This is a genomic window from Caballeronia sp. AZ10_KS36, assembly GCF_023631105.1.
GTDB lineage: Bacteria > Pseudomonadota > Gammaproteobacteria > Burkholderiales > Burkholderiaceae > Caballeronia.
This window is the reverse complement of sequence record NZ_JALQDQ010000037.1, coordinates 401,097-416,019: the sequence shown is the minus strand read 5'-3', so window position 1 is coordinate 416,019 and position 14,923 is coordinate 401,097. Positions and strand designations below refer to the sequence as shown.

The window sequence follows — 14,923 nt, the reverse complement described above, 5'->3', positions numbered from 1 at the left end:
CCGGCCATTATTGTCCCGAATTTGACGTTAAGAAATCGCGCTCAGATACTGAGTTTCACTCTGCGCCGCAGAGCTCGCCGACTTAATAACCATGGTGATGAGCGAAAAGTCCCACGCTAAACCGATGGACTCGACTATGGCGAGGACAGCCATGATTGCACGGAGACACAACACATTGAGAACAGATAATGCTCGCGCTGTAGCGACCGAGGGTCGATGCAAGAGTTTGCCCGCGCTGCTCGTTTCTTCGACGCTCGCTGTCATGCTGGCAGCTTGTGGCGGCGGCTCTTCGGTCACTTCGGATCCCACCATCGCCGCGACTGCCGACGGAGCCGTGCAAGGCTCCGCGAGCAACGGCGTGGTCGCCTTCAAAGGTATTCCCTTCGCGGCTCCGCCAGTCGGCGCCTTGCGCTGGAGGCCGCCACAGCCTGTAACCGCATGGAGCGGCGTGCGCCAGACCACGTCCTTCGTTCACGACTGCATGCAAACGAGCGGCCCGAATTCGCGGCTGACGGTAGCCCCGTCTGAAGATTGTCTCTACCTGAACGTATGGCGCCCGCAAAACAGCAACGGCAAGAAGTTGCCCGTCATGGTCTGGATTTACGGCGGTGCATACGTTATTGGCGGTACGTCGATACGTACCTATGACGGGACGCAGTTCGCCAAAGAAGGCGTCGTGATTGTCACTGTGAATTACCGTCTCGGCCGATTCGGCTTCTTCGCGCATCCCGCCTTGACAGCCGCTGCCGCGCAATCCGGCGAGTTGTTGGCCAACTACGGCTACATGGATCAGATCGCGGCGCTCAAATGGGTACAGCGCAACATTGCCAACTTCGGAGGCGACCCCGCGAACGTGACTCTCTTCGGAGAATCGGCTGGCGGAGAGTCGATTCACAATCTGCTGACCTCACCGCAGGCATCCGGCCTGTTCGCGAAGGCAATCATCGAATCAGGCAATGGACGCGTCAATCAGTACTACGGGCGCACTCTCTCGCGCAACACAAAGACAGTCGGGGCGTCGGCTGAAGAGCAAGGCGCTACGTTCGCAGGAGGATTCGGCATCGCTGGCACCGACGCCAGTTCCTTGCAGGCGCTGCGAGCGCTCTCGGCAGACGAAGTTCTCGACGGGCTCGACGGTACCACGCTGAATACCCCGCACAGTCTCGCTACGTTCTCGGGCAGTTCGATCATCGACGGCAAACTCGTCGTGGACGAACCGGAGAACCAGTACAAGACTGGTCAGTTCGCGAAAGTGCCGCTTTTGCTCGGCGTCAACAATGCCGACCTTGGCTTCCCGACTCCCGGGCTCACGACGAAGGAAGAGGCCTACGCGATCTTCGGTCCGCAGAACCTGAGTGCAGCTGCCGCGGCGTTCGACCCCACGGGCACGGCGTCCGTCTCTACAGTAGAGAATCAGATCGCCCGTATCATCACAATGGACGAACCGGCGCGCTTCGTTGCACGCACCTTTACCTCGCGAGGTTTGCCGACTTATCTCTACCACTTTTCGTATGTGGCCGAGTCCATACGCGGCAAAGTCAGCGGCGCAACACATGGCGCCGAGATTCCCTATGTGTTCGACACGCTTTCGTCAGCCTATGGCGCGGCAGTCACGAGCCAGGATGAACAGGTAGCGCGCAGCATGATCGCCTATTGGACGGCCTTCGCCAAATCCGGCAATCCTTCGGACGCGGGACTGATTGCCTGGCCGGCGTACAACGCCGCACTCGACAATCAGCTGGAGATTACCCCGGCGGGCACTTTGCAGGTCGACCAGCCAAATCCCTTGAAGGCGCAGATCGATCTCGTCGAGCCGCTTAATGAGGCCAACCAAACCGTGAATCGCCAGTATCAGTAACCCAGAGGAAGGCGCGGTCGAAGACGTGGCTAACGCTTCTGCTTCATCGACCGAAGCCGCCAAAAGCTACCACAAGGGGCTCAAATTGATGTTGCAGCAGCTACGAACGAGAGGCTTGTCATTGCCGCCTCCCGAAACTCATGGAGCAACCGGGAGGCGCTTTCGAAGAGCCTAACCTTAGCCTTGAGCGGTCGGCGCAAGCTGCGCGATATCGATAGCCTTGCTCGACGAACGGATCACTCGCATTACGATCCACGCCAAAAGATAGGCGGAGCCGCAGACTACGAAAAGCACGATGTAGCCCGCATTGATGTGGCCGAGCATCTTGAAGTGATCGAGCACTGCGCCGACGACCAGCGGGAAGAGCGTCGCGCCCAACGCACCAGCCAACCCGCCAATCCCAACGACGGAGCCAACCGCTGCCTTCGGAAACATGTCGGAGGCAGTGGTGAAAAGGTTTGCCGACCATGCCTGGTGCGAAGCTGCCGCCAAACTCAACAGGCCCACCATCGTCCACATGTTGTCGATGAACGGCGAGAACGCAATCGGCATAACAAGGAACGCAAACACAAGCATGGTAGTCTGTCGCGCCTTCGTCACAGACCAGCCGCGCTGAATCAGCTTGGACGAGATGAAACCACCACCAATGCTGCCGATTGAAGTCGCGACATAGACTATCACCAGCGGAAGGCCGAGGGTCTTCAGGTCGAGGTGAAAGCGCGAGTTGAAATACGACGGCAGCCAGAAGAGCATGAACCACCAGATCGGGTCGGTCAGCAGCTTACCGGCGAAGAACGCCCACGTCGGACGCAGCTTGAGCAATGTGAACCAGCTTACCTTTTGAGCCGCGGGAGTAGGAGCCGAATCTTCGCTGATGTACGTGAGTTCGGCTTCGTTGATCCTCGCGTGCTTCGCCGGCACCTGATACATGAAGTACCAGAACGCCAGCCAGATGAATCCCGTCATGCCGGTGATAAAGAACGCGGCCTCCCAGCCATACGTTGCAGCCAGCCACGGCACGGTGGCCGGTGCCGCGACCGCTCCGATACTCGTGCCGGAAGTCAGAATGCCTACCGCAAGTGCCTGCTCTTTTCGCGGAAACCACTCCGACACGCTCTTCACAGCGCAGGGGAAGCTGCCAGATTCCGAGATGCCAAGCAGGGCACGCATGACGCCAAAGCCCATCGTGCTGCGCACGAGTGCGTGCCCGCAGGCGGCGATACTCCATACCAGAACACATACGCCATAGCCGATCTTGACGCCGAATTTATCAACCGTTTTGCCGGACAAGACCATGCCGATTGCATAGCAGGCCGTGAACACCATGACGATGTAGCTGTATTGCGTTTCGGTCCAGTCGAACGTGACGGCAAGCTCGGGCTTGAGCAGGCCCAGCACCTGACGGTCCAGATAATTAATCGTGGTTGCGAAGAAAAGCAGCGCGCAGATGCGCCACCGGATAGCTGTACGGTCCATGATCGACTCCTGTCTCCTGAGGTGCTTGATCCGCTGATGCGGCTTACGTGACTGCGTGGTGGATTCGAGGTTCAACGGAAAAATGCATGGCGTTTTTCGCGGAATGCGGCGACGCCTTCGATTGCATCGGGCGACGCTTTGCATACCGACGCGGCGAGTTCGTGCGCGTAGTCGTGCTGGCCCGTCTCCATCATGCGAACGAGGCGTTTGCCAACCGACAGAGACGTCCTCGATCGTTTGATAAGCGTCTCGCAGACAGCATCGACGCGGCTGCGCAGGTGCTCGGCTTCGACAGCTTCATTGATCACCCCCCAAGCGACAGCGGTTTCGGCGGCGATTGGTTCACCGAGAAGGATCAACTCGCGCGTGCGGGTTGCGCCGACGAGTTCGGAGAGCCGCGCGCAGCCCATCCATCCGGGGATGGCGCCCACCGATGCTTCGGGAAAGCCGACCTTGGCCTGTGTGCTTGCATAGCGCAGATCACACGTCAGCGCGAGTTCGAATCCGCCACCGAGCGCGCTGGCAGAAAGAACAGCGATCGTCGGTTTGTCGAGTTCCGCGATTCGACGGAAGACACGGTTTCCTTCTCGGATGAAGCGGGTGCCCATCTTTTGCGGATCGATATCGCCCCACTCGTTGATATCTGCGCCGCTGCAAAAGAAACGCGGACTGGTGGTTTCAATCTTCAGCACGCGGATTCCATCGTTTCGCTCGACGTCTGCCACGGCGCGATCGATGTCATCCAGCATGTCCAACGTCAGCGCGTTGTGACGCGAAACTCGGTTCAGCGTAATGGTGGCGATGCTACCGTTTGCTTCGTAAAGGATGTCAGTGTCAGACATGAAGAACCTCTTCTTCCGAGAATCGAATATGAGCGGCAGTTGATCGGGCTTAGTGAGCCGGAGCGTTTTCGAGCAGGCGCTCATCGATAAGCGGCGTGAACTCCATGCGCGAGAGCACGTCGCGATGCATGTCGAGGCCCTTGGCCACCTCGACGAGGCACACGCCGAGCGCATCGAGTCGAAATACCGCGCGCTCTGTGATGTAAAAGACTTCCTTGCCGTCGAGACGCGCCTGCACGCCACTGAACGTTACGTGCCGCACCCTTTTGACGGCCTTCGGCACCGATCCCGGCGAGAGAATTTCGAGGGCCTCCCCGTTGCGGTCCACACGCAAACCCTTGGCCTCGAAAGCCCCGCAAAAAACGAGCTTTTTCGCGCCTTGCGCGATATCCATGAATCCGCCCGGACCGACAACGGTCGAACCGAGCTTCGAAACGTTCACATTGCCCTCTTCGTCGAACTCGCCCATGCCGAGGAACGTCACGTCGATCCCACCGCCGCTATACCAGTCGAATTGATCGACGCTCGGCACGATGGCGTCGGCGTTACGCGCCGTACCGAACATCGCGCCATCGAGCATCGCGCCGCGGTGGATACCCTGTTCGACGGAACCCCAGTACTCGTCGCCGCGACCTTGGGTGGCCAGAACCGCCGGGATGGCGCCGGGAAAACCGAAGCCGAAATTCACGGATTGATTGGAGCCAAGCTCCTGCGCAGCGCGCTCGGCTACGATGAGGCGCATGCCATCGGGCATCTCGATGTCAGGCGTCTCGCCGAGCTTCTCGCCGCTCAACGTTGCGTCGTAATCGCTGATCTGGCACTGACGTTGAGTTGGGATCTCGACGGTAAAGTCGACCATGACGCCGGGTACGCGCACCAGGCGGGCGGGAACGTGCGAGCGCGGTCGCGATTTGACCTGCGCGACGACTTTCCCGCCGCTGTTGTGAGCGGCCAGAGCGACAGCGTAAATATCGAGGTCTGCCGGTTCGTGACGAGTCGAAAGATTGCCCCTATCGTCAGCGCTCGACGCCATGACGATCGAGAAGTCGATCTTGAGTGGCTTGAAGCGGAGATACTCTTTACCATCGATCTCGATCAGTTCCACCAGATCTTCGGTCGTCGCGGCATTCAGTTTGCCGCCATCCAGACGCGGATCGACGAAGGTTCTTAGACCGACACGCGTGATCACGCCCGGCCGACCCGCGCCGATTTCCCGAAACAGCGTTGCAATGACGCCACCGGGAAAGCTGTAGCCCTCGATCTCGCCGTCATGAGCCAGCTTCTGCATCGCCGAGGACCATACCCAGTGGCCGCCGATCACGCGCTTGACCAACCCCGCGTGGGCGAGCCGTCCGAGGCCGCTGCCTTGACCATCACCGACGCCGAGGGCATGAACGACCGTCAGGTTGCGGGGATGACCCGTTTCCAGAAATCGAGCTTCAATCGCCGCGAGGATGGCATCCGGCTCAAGCAGGCCGCCGCCTGAGCCGGTGATCGCGATGGTCGCGCCGTCGAAAATCGACGCTGCGACTGCCTTTGCACTGGTCCACTTGTTCACATCGCCTCCTGTGCTGATCTGCAAAATGCTTAGTACCGAACCGGATCGTTACTTGCGAAGCATCGTAGAGCAGGTAGAAGCGACGTTCAAGAGAGAAAGAACCGAAATCGGGTTTACGATAACGATGGTGGAAAACACCGCCGAATGCGCATTGCAACGTGCAGGCGTTGTCAGTTACCGTTTAACTTTGGTTTTGACCCATCGATATGCAGACCCCCATCGAACCGACCGCAAAGGCGCGCGTCCCAGAAAAGCGCGCGCGTGCCAAGCGGCTGCGTGATCCGATTCAGACGCAGGCCAAGATCCTCGCAGCAGCCAAAGCAGAGTTCGCCAAGGTGGGCTTGGGCGGCGCCCGCGTCGAGACGATCGCCGAGAAAGCCGGCGTCAATAAGCGGATGATCTACGAATACTTCAAGGGGAAGGAGGAACTGTTCCAGACGGTCCTCGAGGAGATGTGGACGGATATCCGGACTGAAGAAAGAGCGCTTGGTCTGGACCATCTTCCGCCAGTCGAAGCCATTCGAACGTATGTGACGTTCACGTGGAACTACTACCTGAAGAACCCCGAGTTCATGTCGCTGGTGAACAGCGAAAACCTGCACCGGGCGCGGCATGTCAAAAAATCAAGACGCTTCAGCGAATTGCATCGTGGCTTCGCCAGCATGCTGCAGCAGATCCTCGATCGCGGCGTGGCGTCGGGCGACTTCAAAGCCGGCATCGATGCCAGCCAGTTGCACCTCACTATCGCCGCGCTCGGCTATTACTACCTGACGAATCGCTTCACCGGCGAGGTCATCTTCGGCTTCGATTTCGTCTCGAAGGACGCCCTCCAGAAACGCCTCGACTTTAACCTCGAAACAGTCTTCAGCCTTTTGCGCCCGCGTTGATTGCGGCGCACCGCCTCGTCACTTTCCGTTCTCTTCACCGCACGGGTTTTCCCGATTGTTAGGGAAAACCCTTTTTTGACAGCGCGCTCCTCCGGGTATTAAATAACGAACTGGATCGTTACTTACGGTGCGACTCGCAACCCGTGAGGCGACATGTCAGGAGAAAGCCACGCGGGAGATGACACACATGAAGCAATGCCAAGTCGCGCTGATCACGGGCGCTCGTCGCGGCATCGGTCGCGCAATCGCGCTAGAGCTTGCCGACGCTGGATTCGACGTCGCCATCACCGACGTCGAGCCGTCAGAGGAGTTGGGGGCCACGCGCGCAGACATCGAACGGATTGGTGTGAAGTGCGTGGCGCTGACATCGAATCTCGCCGACATTGCGCACCACGAGGCGCTCTTTCAGGCGGTCGAAGAGGCGCTCGGTCCTGTCACCTGTCTGGTCAATAACGCTGGCGTGTCCGTCATGTCGCGCGGTGATCTTCTGGACGTCACACCGGAAAGCTATGACCGCTGCTTGAACGTCAACACGCGAGGCACGTTCTTCCTGATGCAAGCGTTTGGTCGGCGTGCCGCTCAGGCATCGCAGTCAACCATCAATCGCTCGATCATCACAATCTCTTCATCCAACGCCGTCGCGGCGTCGCCTCAGCGCAGCGAGTACTGCGTCTCGAAGGCGGGACTGTCGATGGCCACCACTCTATTCAGTTTGCGGCTAGCTGAATTAGGGGTCAGCGTATTCGAAGTGCAGCCGGGCCTGATCGAAACTGAAATGACAGCGCCGTCGAAGGCGCGTTACGACGCGCTGATGGAGAACGGATTGACCGCTATCAAACGATGGGGAACACCCAACGAAGTCGCACTGACCGTGCGTACGCTGGCAACGGGTGGCCTACCGTTCAGCGTTGGTCAAGCGATCCGCGTCGATGGCGGTCTCCTTGTTTCTAAATACTGATCCGAGATTCAAGCCATGCATATCAAGCTTCCAACCCTGGACGGCGCACTCGCTGACTACCGTCTGACTGGCACTTCGCTGAAAGTCGTCAAGCCTGAGGCACCGTTTAACCGCATCGCCTATTCCGCGGCACACGTGGTTGCCGATCCGCTGCGCAGCGGCGAACTCGGCCAGCCATGCGCGATCGACTGGGACCGGACCATTGAATACCGCCGTTATCTTCTCGAGCAAGGCCTGGGGATCGCGGAGGCGATGGATACTGCCCAACGCGGCATGGGCCTGTCATGGCACTCAGCGAAAGAGCTCATTGTCCGCACGCTGAATGAAACGCGCGACATTCCCGGCGCGCTGATCGCCTCAGGTTGCGGCACTGATCACTTGCCGGTAAGCGACGCGCACTCGTGCGAGGATGTCATCAAGGCCTACCTGACCCAAATCGAGAGCGTCCAACGCGCGGGCGGTCAGATCATTTTGATGGCGAGCCGCGCCCTCGCGCGCGTGGCAAGGGACGCAAAAGACTACATTCGTGTCTATCGGGAAGCGCTGTCGGCGTGCGACAAGCCCGTCATTCTGCACTGGCTGGGCCAGGCGTTCGATCCCGAGCTGGCCGGTTACTGGGGCCACGCCGACTTCGAAAACGCGGCGAAGGTTTGCCTCGAAGTCATCGCCGCGAATGAAGCTAAGGTCGATGGCATCAAGATTTCGTTGCTGGATGACGCGAAGGAGATTGCCTTCCGCCGTCGTCTCCCTCATTCCGTGAAGATGTACACCGGTGACGACTTCAACTATCCGGCTCTTATTGCGGGTGACGAGTTCGGTTACTCGCACGCGCTGCTTGGCATCTTCGACGCGATCGCGCCTGCAGCGTCGCAGGCGCTGACCGCGCTCGCCGCAAACGATCTGGCTCGCTATGACGAACTGCTTGCGCCAACGGTGCCGTTGTCGCGTCACATCTTTCGTGCCCCGACGCAGTACTACAAAACCGGGGTTGTTTTCCTCGCCTACCTGAATGGGTTCCAGCCGCACTTCTTCATGTTGGGCGGACATCACGGCATGCGGCCGCCTGCCTATTTGGCCGAGGTCTTCCGACTCGCCGATCGGGCGCACCACTCAGAGATCCCGAGTTAGCCGTCAACCGTATGCGGGCGGTCATGACCACGCTCGGATGCGCGGAATAAACGCAGAGGCCGCCTGTTCGGCGGTGTTCTCTTAGATAAGCAATCCTCAACGAACGCTGGACTGGCGACATGAATTCTCTGCAGCTTACGCGTTGCTCCGTCAACACCGCCACACTCGGACATCGCGAACCGATCGACGTGACGATCGATCGGATCGCCGCGGCGGGGTTCGGTGGAGTGGCCCCTTGGCGTCATGAAGTCGAAGCCGCCGACGTCAGCAAGATTGCCAAGCAGATTCGTGCGCTCGACCTCAAGGTCACCGGGTACTGCCGGTCAACCTACTTTCCTGCTTCGACGCAAGAGCAGCGCCAGGCCAACATCCAGTCGAACATTCGGGCACTCAACGACGCGGCCGAACTCGGTGCTCAATGTTTCGTGATGGTAGTGGGAGGTCTGCCCGAAGGTAGCCGCGACCTTTGCGCTGCGCGCATGCAGGTCCAGGACGGCATCGGCGCTTTGATGGAAGAAGCCCGCAAGGTCGCCGTTCCATTGGCCATTGAGCCGCTCCATCCGATGTATGCGGGCGAAAGATCGGTGGTCAGCACGATCGATCAGGCTCACGCCATCGCGCGCGAGCTCGATCCGAACAACAATGGCTTCCTCGGTGTCGCGGTCGACGTCTACCATTGCTGGTGGGACCCGCACTTGGAAAGCGCGCTTACTTCGATCGGCAATGACAATCGCATTCTGGCATATCACGTTTCCGATTGGCTCGTTCCGACGACCGATCTGCTGCTTGATCGCGGCATGATGGGAGATGGCGTGATCGACCTGAAGCGCTTCCGGCAGAGCGTCGAGAACGCGGGCTATGCCGGTATGGTCGAGGTCGAAATTTTCTCGCGCGACAACTGGTGGAAACTGCCGCCCGAGCAGGCTTTGCAGACATGCGCGGAGCGCTTGCAGTCGGTGTGCTGAGAGTCCATCCAGCAACGTGTCAAGTTCTCTCAAATGCGCACTGCAGGCATTCGTACGAAGCGTGCGGCCAACCGCCAAGCATTAGCACGCTGCTCGCTGCACCACTTGCCATGAGACCTCAGCACAACGATCATTGGTACAGCGCGGCCCACAGGATGCGGTCTGCGCTGCGCCATCGGGGAGTAAGCGCCGGCTGCAGCGGCAGCCAAGCACCTCCCCCCGCTCAGCGCACCCCTTCTCACTGCAGCATTACAACTGGCCCACCTTGAAGACCGATACGGCCCGGCGAAGGCTGTTGGCTTGCTCCGCCATTGCCTGTGCCGCGGCGCTCGCTTGTTCGACAAGAGCGGCATTCTGCTGAGTCACTTCGTCCATCTGGCTGACGGCGACGTTCACCTGTTCGATACCGCTGCTTTGCTCATTGGATGCGGAGGCGATGTCGCCCATGATGTCGGTCACACGTTTGACCGAGCGCACCAATTCATCCATCGTCTTGCCGGCGTCGAGCACGAGCGACGAGCCCGCGTTCACATGGTTCACCGAGCTGCTGATCAGGTCTTTGATTTCCTTGGCAGCAGTTGCGCTGCGCTGTGCGAGCGTGCGCACCTCTCCCGCGACGACCGCGAACCCGCGCCCTTGCTCGCCCGCGCGGGCGGCTTCGACGGCTGCATTCAACGCAAGAATATTCGTTTGAAACGCGATGCCTTCGATCACTGCGATGATTTCCGCCACCTTCGATGAGCTCTCCGAGATGTCACGCATGGTCGAAGCGACGCGCTGCACGACGTCGCCGCTTTCGGCCGCTGTGCCGGACGCCGACGTCGCAAGCGAACTCGCCTGCAGAGCGTTTTCGGTGTTCAGTCGTACGGTAGAGGTAAGTTCCTCCATACTGGACGCGGTTTCCTCCAGTGATGCGGCCTGCTCTTCTGTTCGTTGCGACAGGTCAACGTTGCCCTGTGCGATCTCGCCGGCAGCTACCGAAATAGATTCGGCCGACGTCTTGATACCGGCGACGACTATGCTGAGTTGCCTGCGCATTCCCTCGAGGGATGCCATAAGACTGCTGTCATCGCTTCCCGCAAGGTTCATTGCGATGGTCAAGTTGCCTTCCGCGATTTGGCGCGCCATTTCCTGGGCCTGAGCGGGTTCCCCGCCGAGTTGCTTCACGATGCTGCGAGTGATGACTATCGCGGACACGAAGCCGGTGAATAAAGCCAACGCAACGATCGAGCACATGGCTATGCGGATCGATTTGTAGGACGCAGCCGCTTCTTTCGCAGCCTGATCGTTGAGTTGGTCTTCGAAAGACGCAAGTTCACTTAGATGGCCAAGCCATACGGACTGCTTCGGTCTCGCCTCTTCGAGAAGGACCTTGGTCGCTGCATCGGCATCGTTGGCAAGGCCGAGGGCACTGGCCTTGGCTAGCAGCGGAACTGCTGCCGCTTCATCTTCCTTTATTGCGGCGAACAGCGCCTTTTCTCGTGCAGTCGTTCCGGGATTAGCGTCGAAGGTCTTACCGAGAGCCTCATATGCACCCGCGTAAATGGCCTCTTGCCGTTTGATACGTTCCGCCTCCTTGGCCATCGAAGGCATATCGGTCAAGAGCGCGAGGTTTCTAATGGCAATCGCGCGATCCTGCACCGACGATTTCATCTCGTTGGCTAGCTTGGTTTGCGCATTATTGACGTTGGAGATGTCATCGAGATTTCGATAAATCGATGACATACCGTAAAAAGCGAGTCCGGCAATCGTCATGAGCAAGGCGAGCAAGCTGATAAATCCAATAGCTAAACGAGTAGAGACGCGGAGATGTTTCATGAGTATTCGCTTGGAGTGTACATCCGGATTACGACAAAACATGGACGAACTTAAGCGTCGGCGGTAATTCGTCGGCTGAACACCCGTGTGGAGACTGGTCGATGGCGGAGTCAAGATCTGCGCGGTCCATCCGAGGGCATGATGGGTGGCCTGCACAAGTGTGAAATCGCGGCCAAGCCTGCGGATTTGCATCGAAGCCTTCTTGCGGCGGCTTTATGGAGCAGCCGGTGACGGCTTTGTAGAAATGTGGTCTTCGATTTGCCGTGAGGACAAACCAGCCGCTTGGCGGAACGGATGTCCAGCAAACCGGAACGCCGGTAAGCGGCCGGGCCGGTGGTGAACTAGGCACGTGGTCGCTGTACAGCGTCGTCCAGCGGATGTGCCACCGGCTGCTCGGCTGTGCACTGGCTGCTCTGTCGTGTTCGCGTCAGTGTGTTGCGCGACGGCTTATCAAGGAGTACGAAACGGTCTTGCGGGAGCTCAAAAAACGTCAGGCCTCCGCTAAAGCATCTCCTCATAGCGGCAATTAACGAGCAGTTCCGCCACACTCGTCGTATTCGGCAACTCGATCGTATTGACCACCAGAAGCGCCAGGTCTTGCGGCTGCGTCATCGCCATCGGTTCGATATCCGCGATGCCTGCGGCCATGTCCGTATTCACGAAGCCGGGGCATACGGCGGTCGCCCGCACGCCGTCGTCCCAACCCGCTCGGCGCACCGCATGGGTGAGCGCCACCATCGCGTGCTTCGACATTTGATAGCCCACGTTCAGGTTCTTCACGCGTTTTCCGGAAAGCGATGCAAGCTGCACGAAGCGTCCGGCTCCCGCGCGGCGCAAGTGTGGCAGTGCCGCCTGCGCGAGCCGGAAAGGTGCGTTCACGTTGATCTGGAAGGTCTCGTTCAAGAGTGCGTCGGTGCCGGTATCGAAGTCGATCATGCGGCAGATGCCCGCATTGCTCACCAGCACGTCGATGCGGCCGAACCGCGCGATCGTCGCATCCACCCAGCCGCGCGCGGCTTCAGGATCGCGCGCCTCGTAGGGATGCACGAACGCATCCGGCGCGCCATCGTAGGCTTGCGTATCGCGCAGGCCGAGCGACAGTCTATAACCGCGCCGCGCCAGTTCGAGCGCGATCTCTCGTCCGATGCCGCGGCTCGCGCCCGACACCATCGCCACTTTGTCCATGTGCAATCTCGTGTGTTGTCTGTGTTGTCCGTGCCCGCGTATCAGAATCCCGCGTCGATCGTGATCTTCGAACCGTCGCTGAACCGCTCCAGACGGAACGCGTGCGGATCGACGAGCGGTGCGTCGCCGTTGACGAGGTCCGCCATCAGCCTGCCCGCGCCCGGCCCAATGCCGAAGCCATGTCCCGAGAACCCGGTGCCGATGAACATCCCCGGCACGCGCGCTACTTCCGAGATGACGGGAATCGCGTCCGGCGTCACGTCGATATAGCCGGCCCAACGCTGCGCAATGCGCGCTCCCGACAACTGCGGAAACGCCTCTGTAAAGGCCTTGAGACCCTTGTCGACGTAAGGCACCACGGGGTCCGGATCAAGCGTTCGAACATGCTCGAAAACCGTCGATTCATTCAGCGCCCAGCGGCGTGGCCGCTTGAGTTCGTCGAAGAAGCGCTTGCCGATGTGAATCTGCAGCGCGCCCATCTGACTCTTCAATGCCTCGATGTATTTGAAGAAGAGGCGAAAGGAATCGGGCGTGAGATCGGCGTGCGTGCGCAAGCCGTACGCGACGGTGTAGCCGCCGTCCGCACGTTTGCGAAACGCGAACTCCTCGTTATTGGCGCTGCACGTAGGACCGCCTTCGAGCGGCTCCGTGCGCAGCACCGATGCACGCGTGAGCAATTGCGGCAGTTCCACGCCGAGGTTGCCACAGAAATAGCGCGTCCATGCGCCGCCCGCCACGACGACCGCATCGCAGCGGATCGTCCCGTGTTCGGTCACGACCGCACTCGCACGGCCGCCGCTCGTTTCGATGCCGCGCACCGCGCACGGCGTGAGAATGCTGACGCCCTTGCGCCGCAACGCGGTGGCGATGGCAGGCGCGGCCTTTTGCGGTTCGGCGCGCGCATCGCCCGGCGTGTAGATGCCGCCCTTGAAGGTCTGCGTCGCGCCGGGCAGTAAGCGTGATATCTCATGCGTGTCTACTTCGCGCGTGTCGAAGGCATCGTCGCCGGCTATCTCGCGAGCGCGCCTGAGCCAGTCACGGTGACGTTTGAGAACGGCGTCATCGTTCGATACGTAAAGGATGCCGCACTGGTTGAAACCCGTGTCGATGCCGAGCTTCTTGTCGAGCGTGCGCCAGATCTTGAGACTTTCGATGCTGAGCAGGAATTCGCGAGGATCGCGCCTCGTCACGCGCACCCAGCCCCAGTTGCGGCTCGACTGCTCGCCCGCGATGTGCCCCTTCTCGCAGAGCGCGACGGACAGCCCTTTTTCGTGCAGCGCAAGCGCCGTTGATACGCCGATGATGCCGCCGCCGATCACGACCACATCGGCGCGCTCGGGCAGCTTGATATCGTCGGCGACGGTGTCGACTTTAGGACCCATGGTTTCTTATGTCGAAGTGAGAGTTACGGACGACGCTCGGCCACGGCCGCCGTCTGCGATTGCAGCGCTTCTTCGGCGCGCACGTGGCGCGCGGCGCGTGATGTCTTTTGCCGGCGCGCGGCGGGATTGATGAAGCGGTTGGTCCAGCGGTCCAGATGATTGATGGCGTGCGTGAGCGGCACCGTGATGAGCAGATACACGGCGCCTGCCGCGACGAGCGGCGACAGGTTGGCCGTGTTCACCGCCGCGTTCTGTCCGATGGTGAAAAGATCGCGCTGCGAAGTCAGCAGCCCGAGGAAGTACACGAGGCTCGAATCCTTGACGATGGAGATGAACTGATTGGCGAGCGCGGGCAGAATGCGCCGCACGCCCTGCGGCACGATCACATGACGCATGCCGCTCCAGTACGTCATGCCGAGCGCCTGACACGCCGACATCTGTCCGCGTCCGACGCTTTGAATCCCCGAACGGAAGATCTCCGCGATATACGCCGACGACACCAGCGCCAGCGCGACGATGGCAAGCGGATACGGGTTCGGCCCGAAGAGCGACAGTCCGACCGGAGCGAGTCCCTGGCCGACCACGAGGATGACCAGCGCGGCGGGCAGACCGCGGAAGATATCGACGAAGACACGCACGGGCCAGGTCAGCCAGCGCGTGTGCGATACGGCGCAGAGCGCCAGCGCCATGCCTGCCACGATGCCGAGCGCAGTCGAGATCACCGACAAGATCAGCGTGTTGACGAGACCCGTGCCGATCAACGCCGGCAGAGATTCGACGAGCAGCGGCCAATCCAGGAAGTTCTGCAGGAACGCATTCATGAGGACTCTCTCCTTGCGCTTGACGAGGCGTGACGAAGCAACGTT

The 14,923-nt window shown here is 60.1% G+C and carries 11 protein-coding genes and 1 pseudogene; 5 read left to right on the top strand and 7 right to left on the bottom strand.

What is annotated here, in order from left to right; genetic code table 11:
• The first annotated feature begins 226 nt into the window (after positions 1-226).
• Positions 227-1,858, top strand: coding sequence for a carboxylesterase/lipase family protein (locus NCR35_RS24315; protein WP_250536461.1), 1,632 nt, complete (start codon positions 227-229; stop codon positions 1,856-1,858).
• A 177-nt stretch (positions 1,859-2,035) separates the two neighbouring features.
• On the opposite strand, the gene NCR35_RS24310 is transcribed toward NCR35_RS24315, so the two are convergent.
• From NCR35_RS24310 to NCR35_RS24300, 3 genes are all read right to left on the bottom strand, one after another.
• Positions 2,036-3,334 carry an MFS transporter gene (locus NCR35_RS24310; RefSeq protein WP_250536460.1) on the bottom strand — a complete coding sequence of 433 codons (1,299 nt, stop codon included), beginning with the start codon at positions 3,332-3,334 and terminating at the stop codon, positions 2,036-2,038.
• A gap of 71 nt (positions 3,335-3,405) precedes the next feature.
• Positions 3,406-4,176 (bottom strand): enoyl-CoA hydratase/isomerase family protein, encoded by a 771-nt coding sequence (locus NCR35_RS24305; RefSeq protein WP_250536459.1) that lies wholly within the window; start codon positions 4,174-4,176, stop codon positions 3,406-3,408.
• A gap of 49 nt (positions 4,177-4,225) precedes the next feature.
• Positions 4,226-5,734 (bottom strand): CoA-transferase, encoded by a 1,509-nt coding sequence (locus tag NCR35_RS24300; RefSeq protein ID WP_250536458.1) that lies wholly within the window; start codon positions 5,732-5,734, stop codon positions 4,226-4,228.
• A 206-nt stretch (positions 5,735-5,940) separates the two neighbouring features.
• Here NCR35_RS24300 and NCR35_RS24295 point away from each other — a divergent pair, with 206 nt between their 5' ends.
• From NCR35_RS24295 to NCR35_RS24280, 4 genes and pseudogenes are all read left to right on the top strand, one after another.
• Positions 5,941-6,621, top strand: coding sequence for a TetR/AcrR family transcriptional regulator (locus tag NCR35_RS24295; RefSeq protein WP_244851024.1), 681 nt, complete (start codon positions 5,941-5,943; stop codon positions 6,619-6,621).
• A gap of 187 nt (positions 6,622-6,808) precedes the next feature.
• Positions 6,809-7,579 carry a 3-ketoacyl-ACP reductase gene (locus tag NCR35_RS24290; RefSeq protein WP_250536457.1) on the top strand — a complete coding sequence of 257 codons (771 nt, stop codon included), beginning with the start codon at positions 6,809-6,811 and terminating at the stop codon, positions 7,577-7,579.
• Between the two features lie 15 nt (positions 7,580-7,594).
• Positions 7,595-8,757 (top strand): annotated as a pseudogene (locus tag NCR35_RS24285) (dihydrodipicolinate synthase family protein).
• Positions 8,758-8,826: 69 nt separating this feature from the next.
• The gene (locus NCR35_RS24280) at positions 8,827-9,672 is read left to right on the top strand and encodes a sugar phosphate isomerase/epimerase family protein (RefSeq protein ID WP_250536456.1); all 846 of its coding nucleotides are present in this window, start codon (positions 8,827-8,829) and stop codon (positions 9,670-9,672) included.
• 249 nt (positions 9,673-9,921) lie between these two features.
• Here NCR35_RS24280 and NCR35_RS24275 read toward each other — a convergent pair whose 3' ends face one another.
• The 4 genes from NCR35_RS24275 to NCR35_RS24260 all read right to left on the bottom strand — a co-directional run bounded on the left by NCR35_RS24275 (position 9,922) and on the right by NCR35_RS24260 (position 14,878).
• Positions 9,922-11,490 (bottom strand): methyl-accepting chemotaxis protein, encoded by a 1,569-nt coding sequence (locus NCR35_RS24275; protein ID WP_284503254.1) that lies wholly within the window; start codon positions 11,488-11,490, stop codon positions 9,922-9,924.
• A 501-nt stretch (positions 11,491-11,991) separates the two neighbouring features.
• Entirely contained in the window at positions 11,992-12,675 is a 684-nt protein-coding gene (locus tag NCR35_RS24270) for an SDR family NAD(P)-dependent oxidoreductase (RefSeq protein WP_250536455.1), read from the bottom strand.
• A 41-nt stretch (positions 12,676-12,716) separates the two neighbouring features.
• Positions 12,717-14,057 carry an NAD(P)/FAD-dependent oxidoreductase gene (locus tag NCR35_RS24265; protein ID WP_250536454.1) on the bottom strand — a complete coding sequence of 447 codons (1,341 nt, stop codon included), beginning with the start codon at positions 14,055-14,057 and terminating at the stop codon, positions 12,717-12,719.
• A gap of 23 nt (positions 14,058-14,080) precedes the next feature.
• The gene (locus tag NCR35_RS24260) at positions 14,081-14,878 is read right to left on the bottom strand and encodes an amino acid ABC transporter permease (protein ID WP_250536453.1); all 798 of its coding nucleotides are present in this window, start codon (positions 14,876-14,878) and stop codon (positions 14,081-14,083) included.
• Positions 14,879-14,923: the final 45 nt, after the last annotated feature.

Coding starts and splice junctions, on each gene's coding strand:
- NCR35_RS24305 (WP_250536459.1), bottom strand. CDS start 4,176: ATGTCTGACACTGACATCCTTTACGAAGCAAACGGTAGCATCGCCACC.
- NCR35_RS24290 (WP_250536457.1), top strand. CDS start 6,809: ATGAAGCAATGCCAAGTCGCGCTGATCACGGGCGCTCGTCGCGGCATC.
- NCR35_RS24310 (WP_250536460.1), bottom strand. CDS start 3,334: ATGGACCGTACAGCTATCCGGTGGCGCATCTGCGCGCTGCTTTTCTTC.
- NCR35_RS24275 (WP_284503254.1), bottom strand. CDS start 11,490: ATGAAACATCTCCGCGTCTCTACTCGTTTAGCTATTGGATTTATCAGC.
- NCR35_RS24265 (WP_250536454.1), bottom strand. CDS start 14,057: ATGGGTCCTAAAGTCGACACCGTCGCCGACGATATCAAGCTGCCCGAG.
- NCR35_RS24295 (WP_244851024.1), top strand. CDS start 5,941: ATGCAGACCCCCATCGAACCGACCGCAAAGGCGCGCGTCCCAGAAAAG.
- NCR35_RS24280 (WP_250536456.1), top strand. CDS start 8,827: ATGAATTCTCTGCAGCTTACGCGTTGCTCCGTCAACACCGCCACACTC.
- NCR35_RS24270 (WP_250536455.1), bottom strand. CDS start 12,675: ATGGACAAAGTGGCGATGGTGTCGGGCGCGAGCCGCGGCATCGGACGA.
- NCR35_RS24260 (WP_250536453.1), bottom strand. CDS start 14,878: ATGAATGCGTTCCTGCAGAACTTCCTGGATTGGCCGCTGCTCGTCGAA.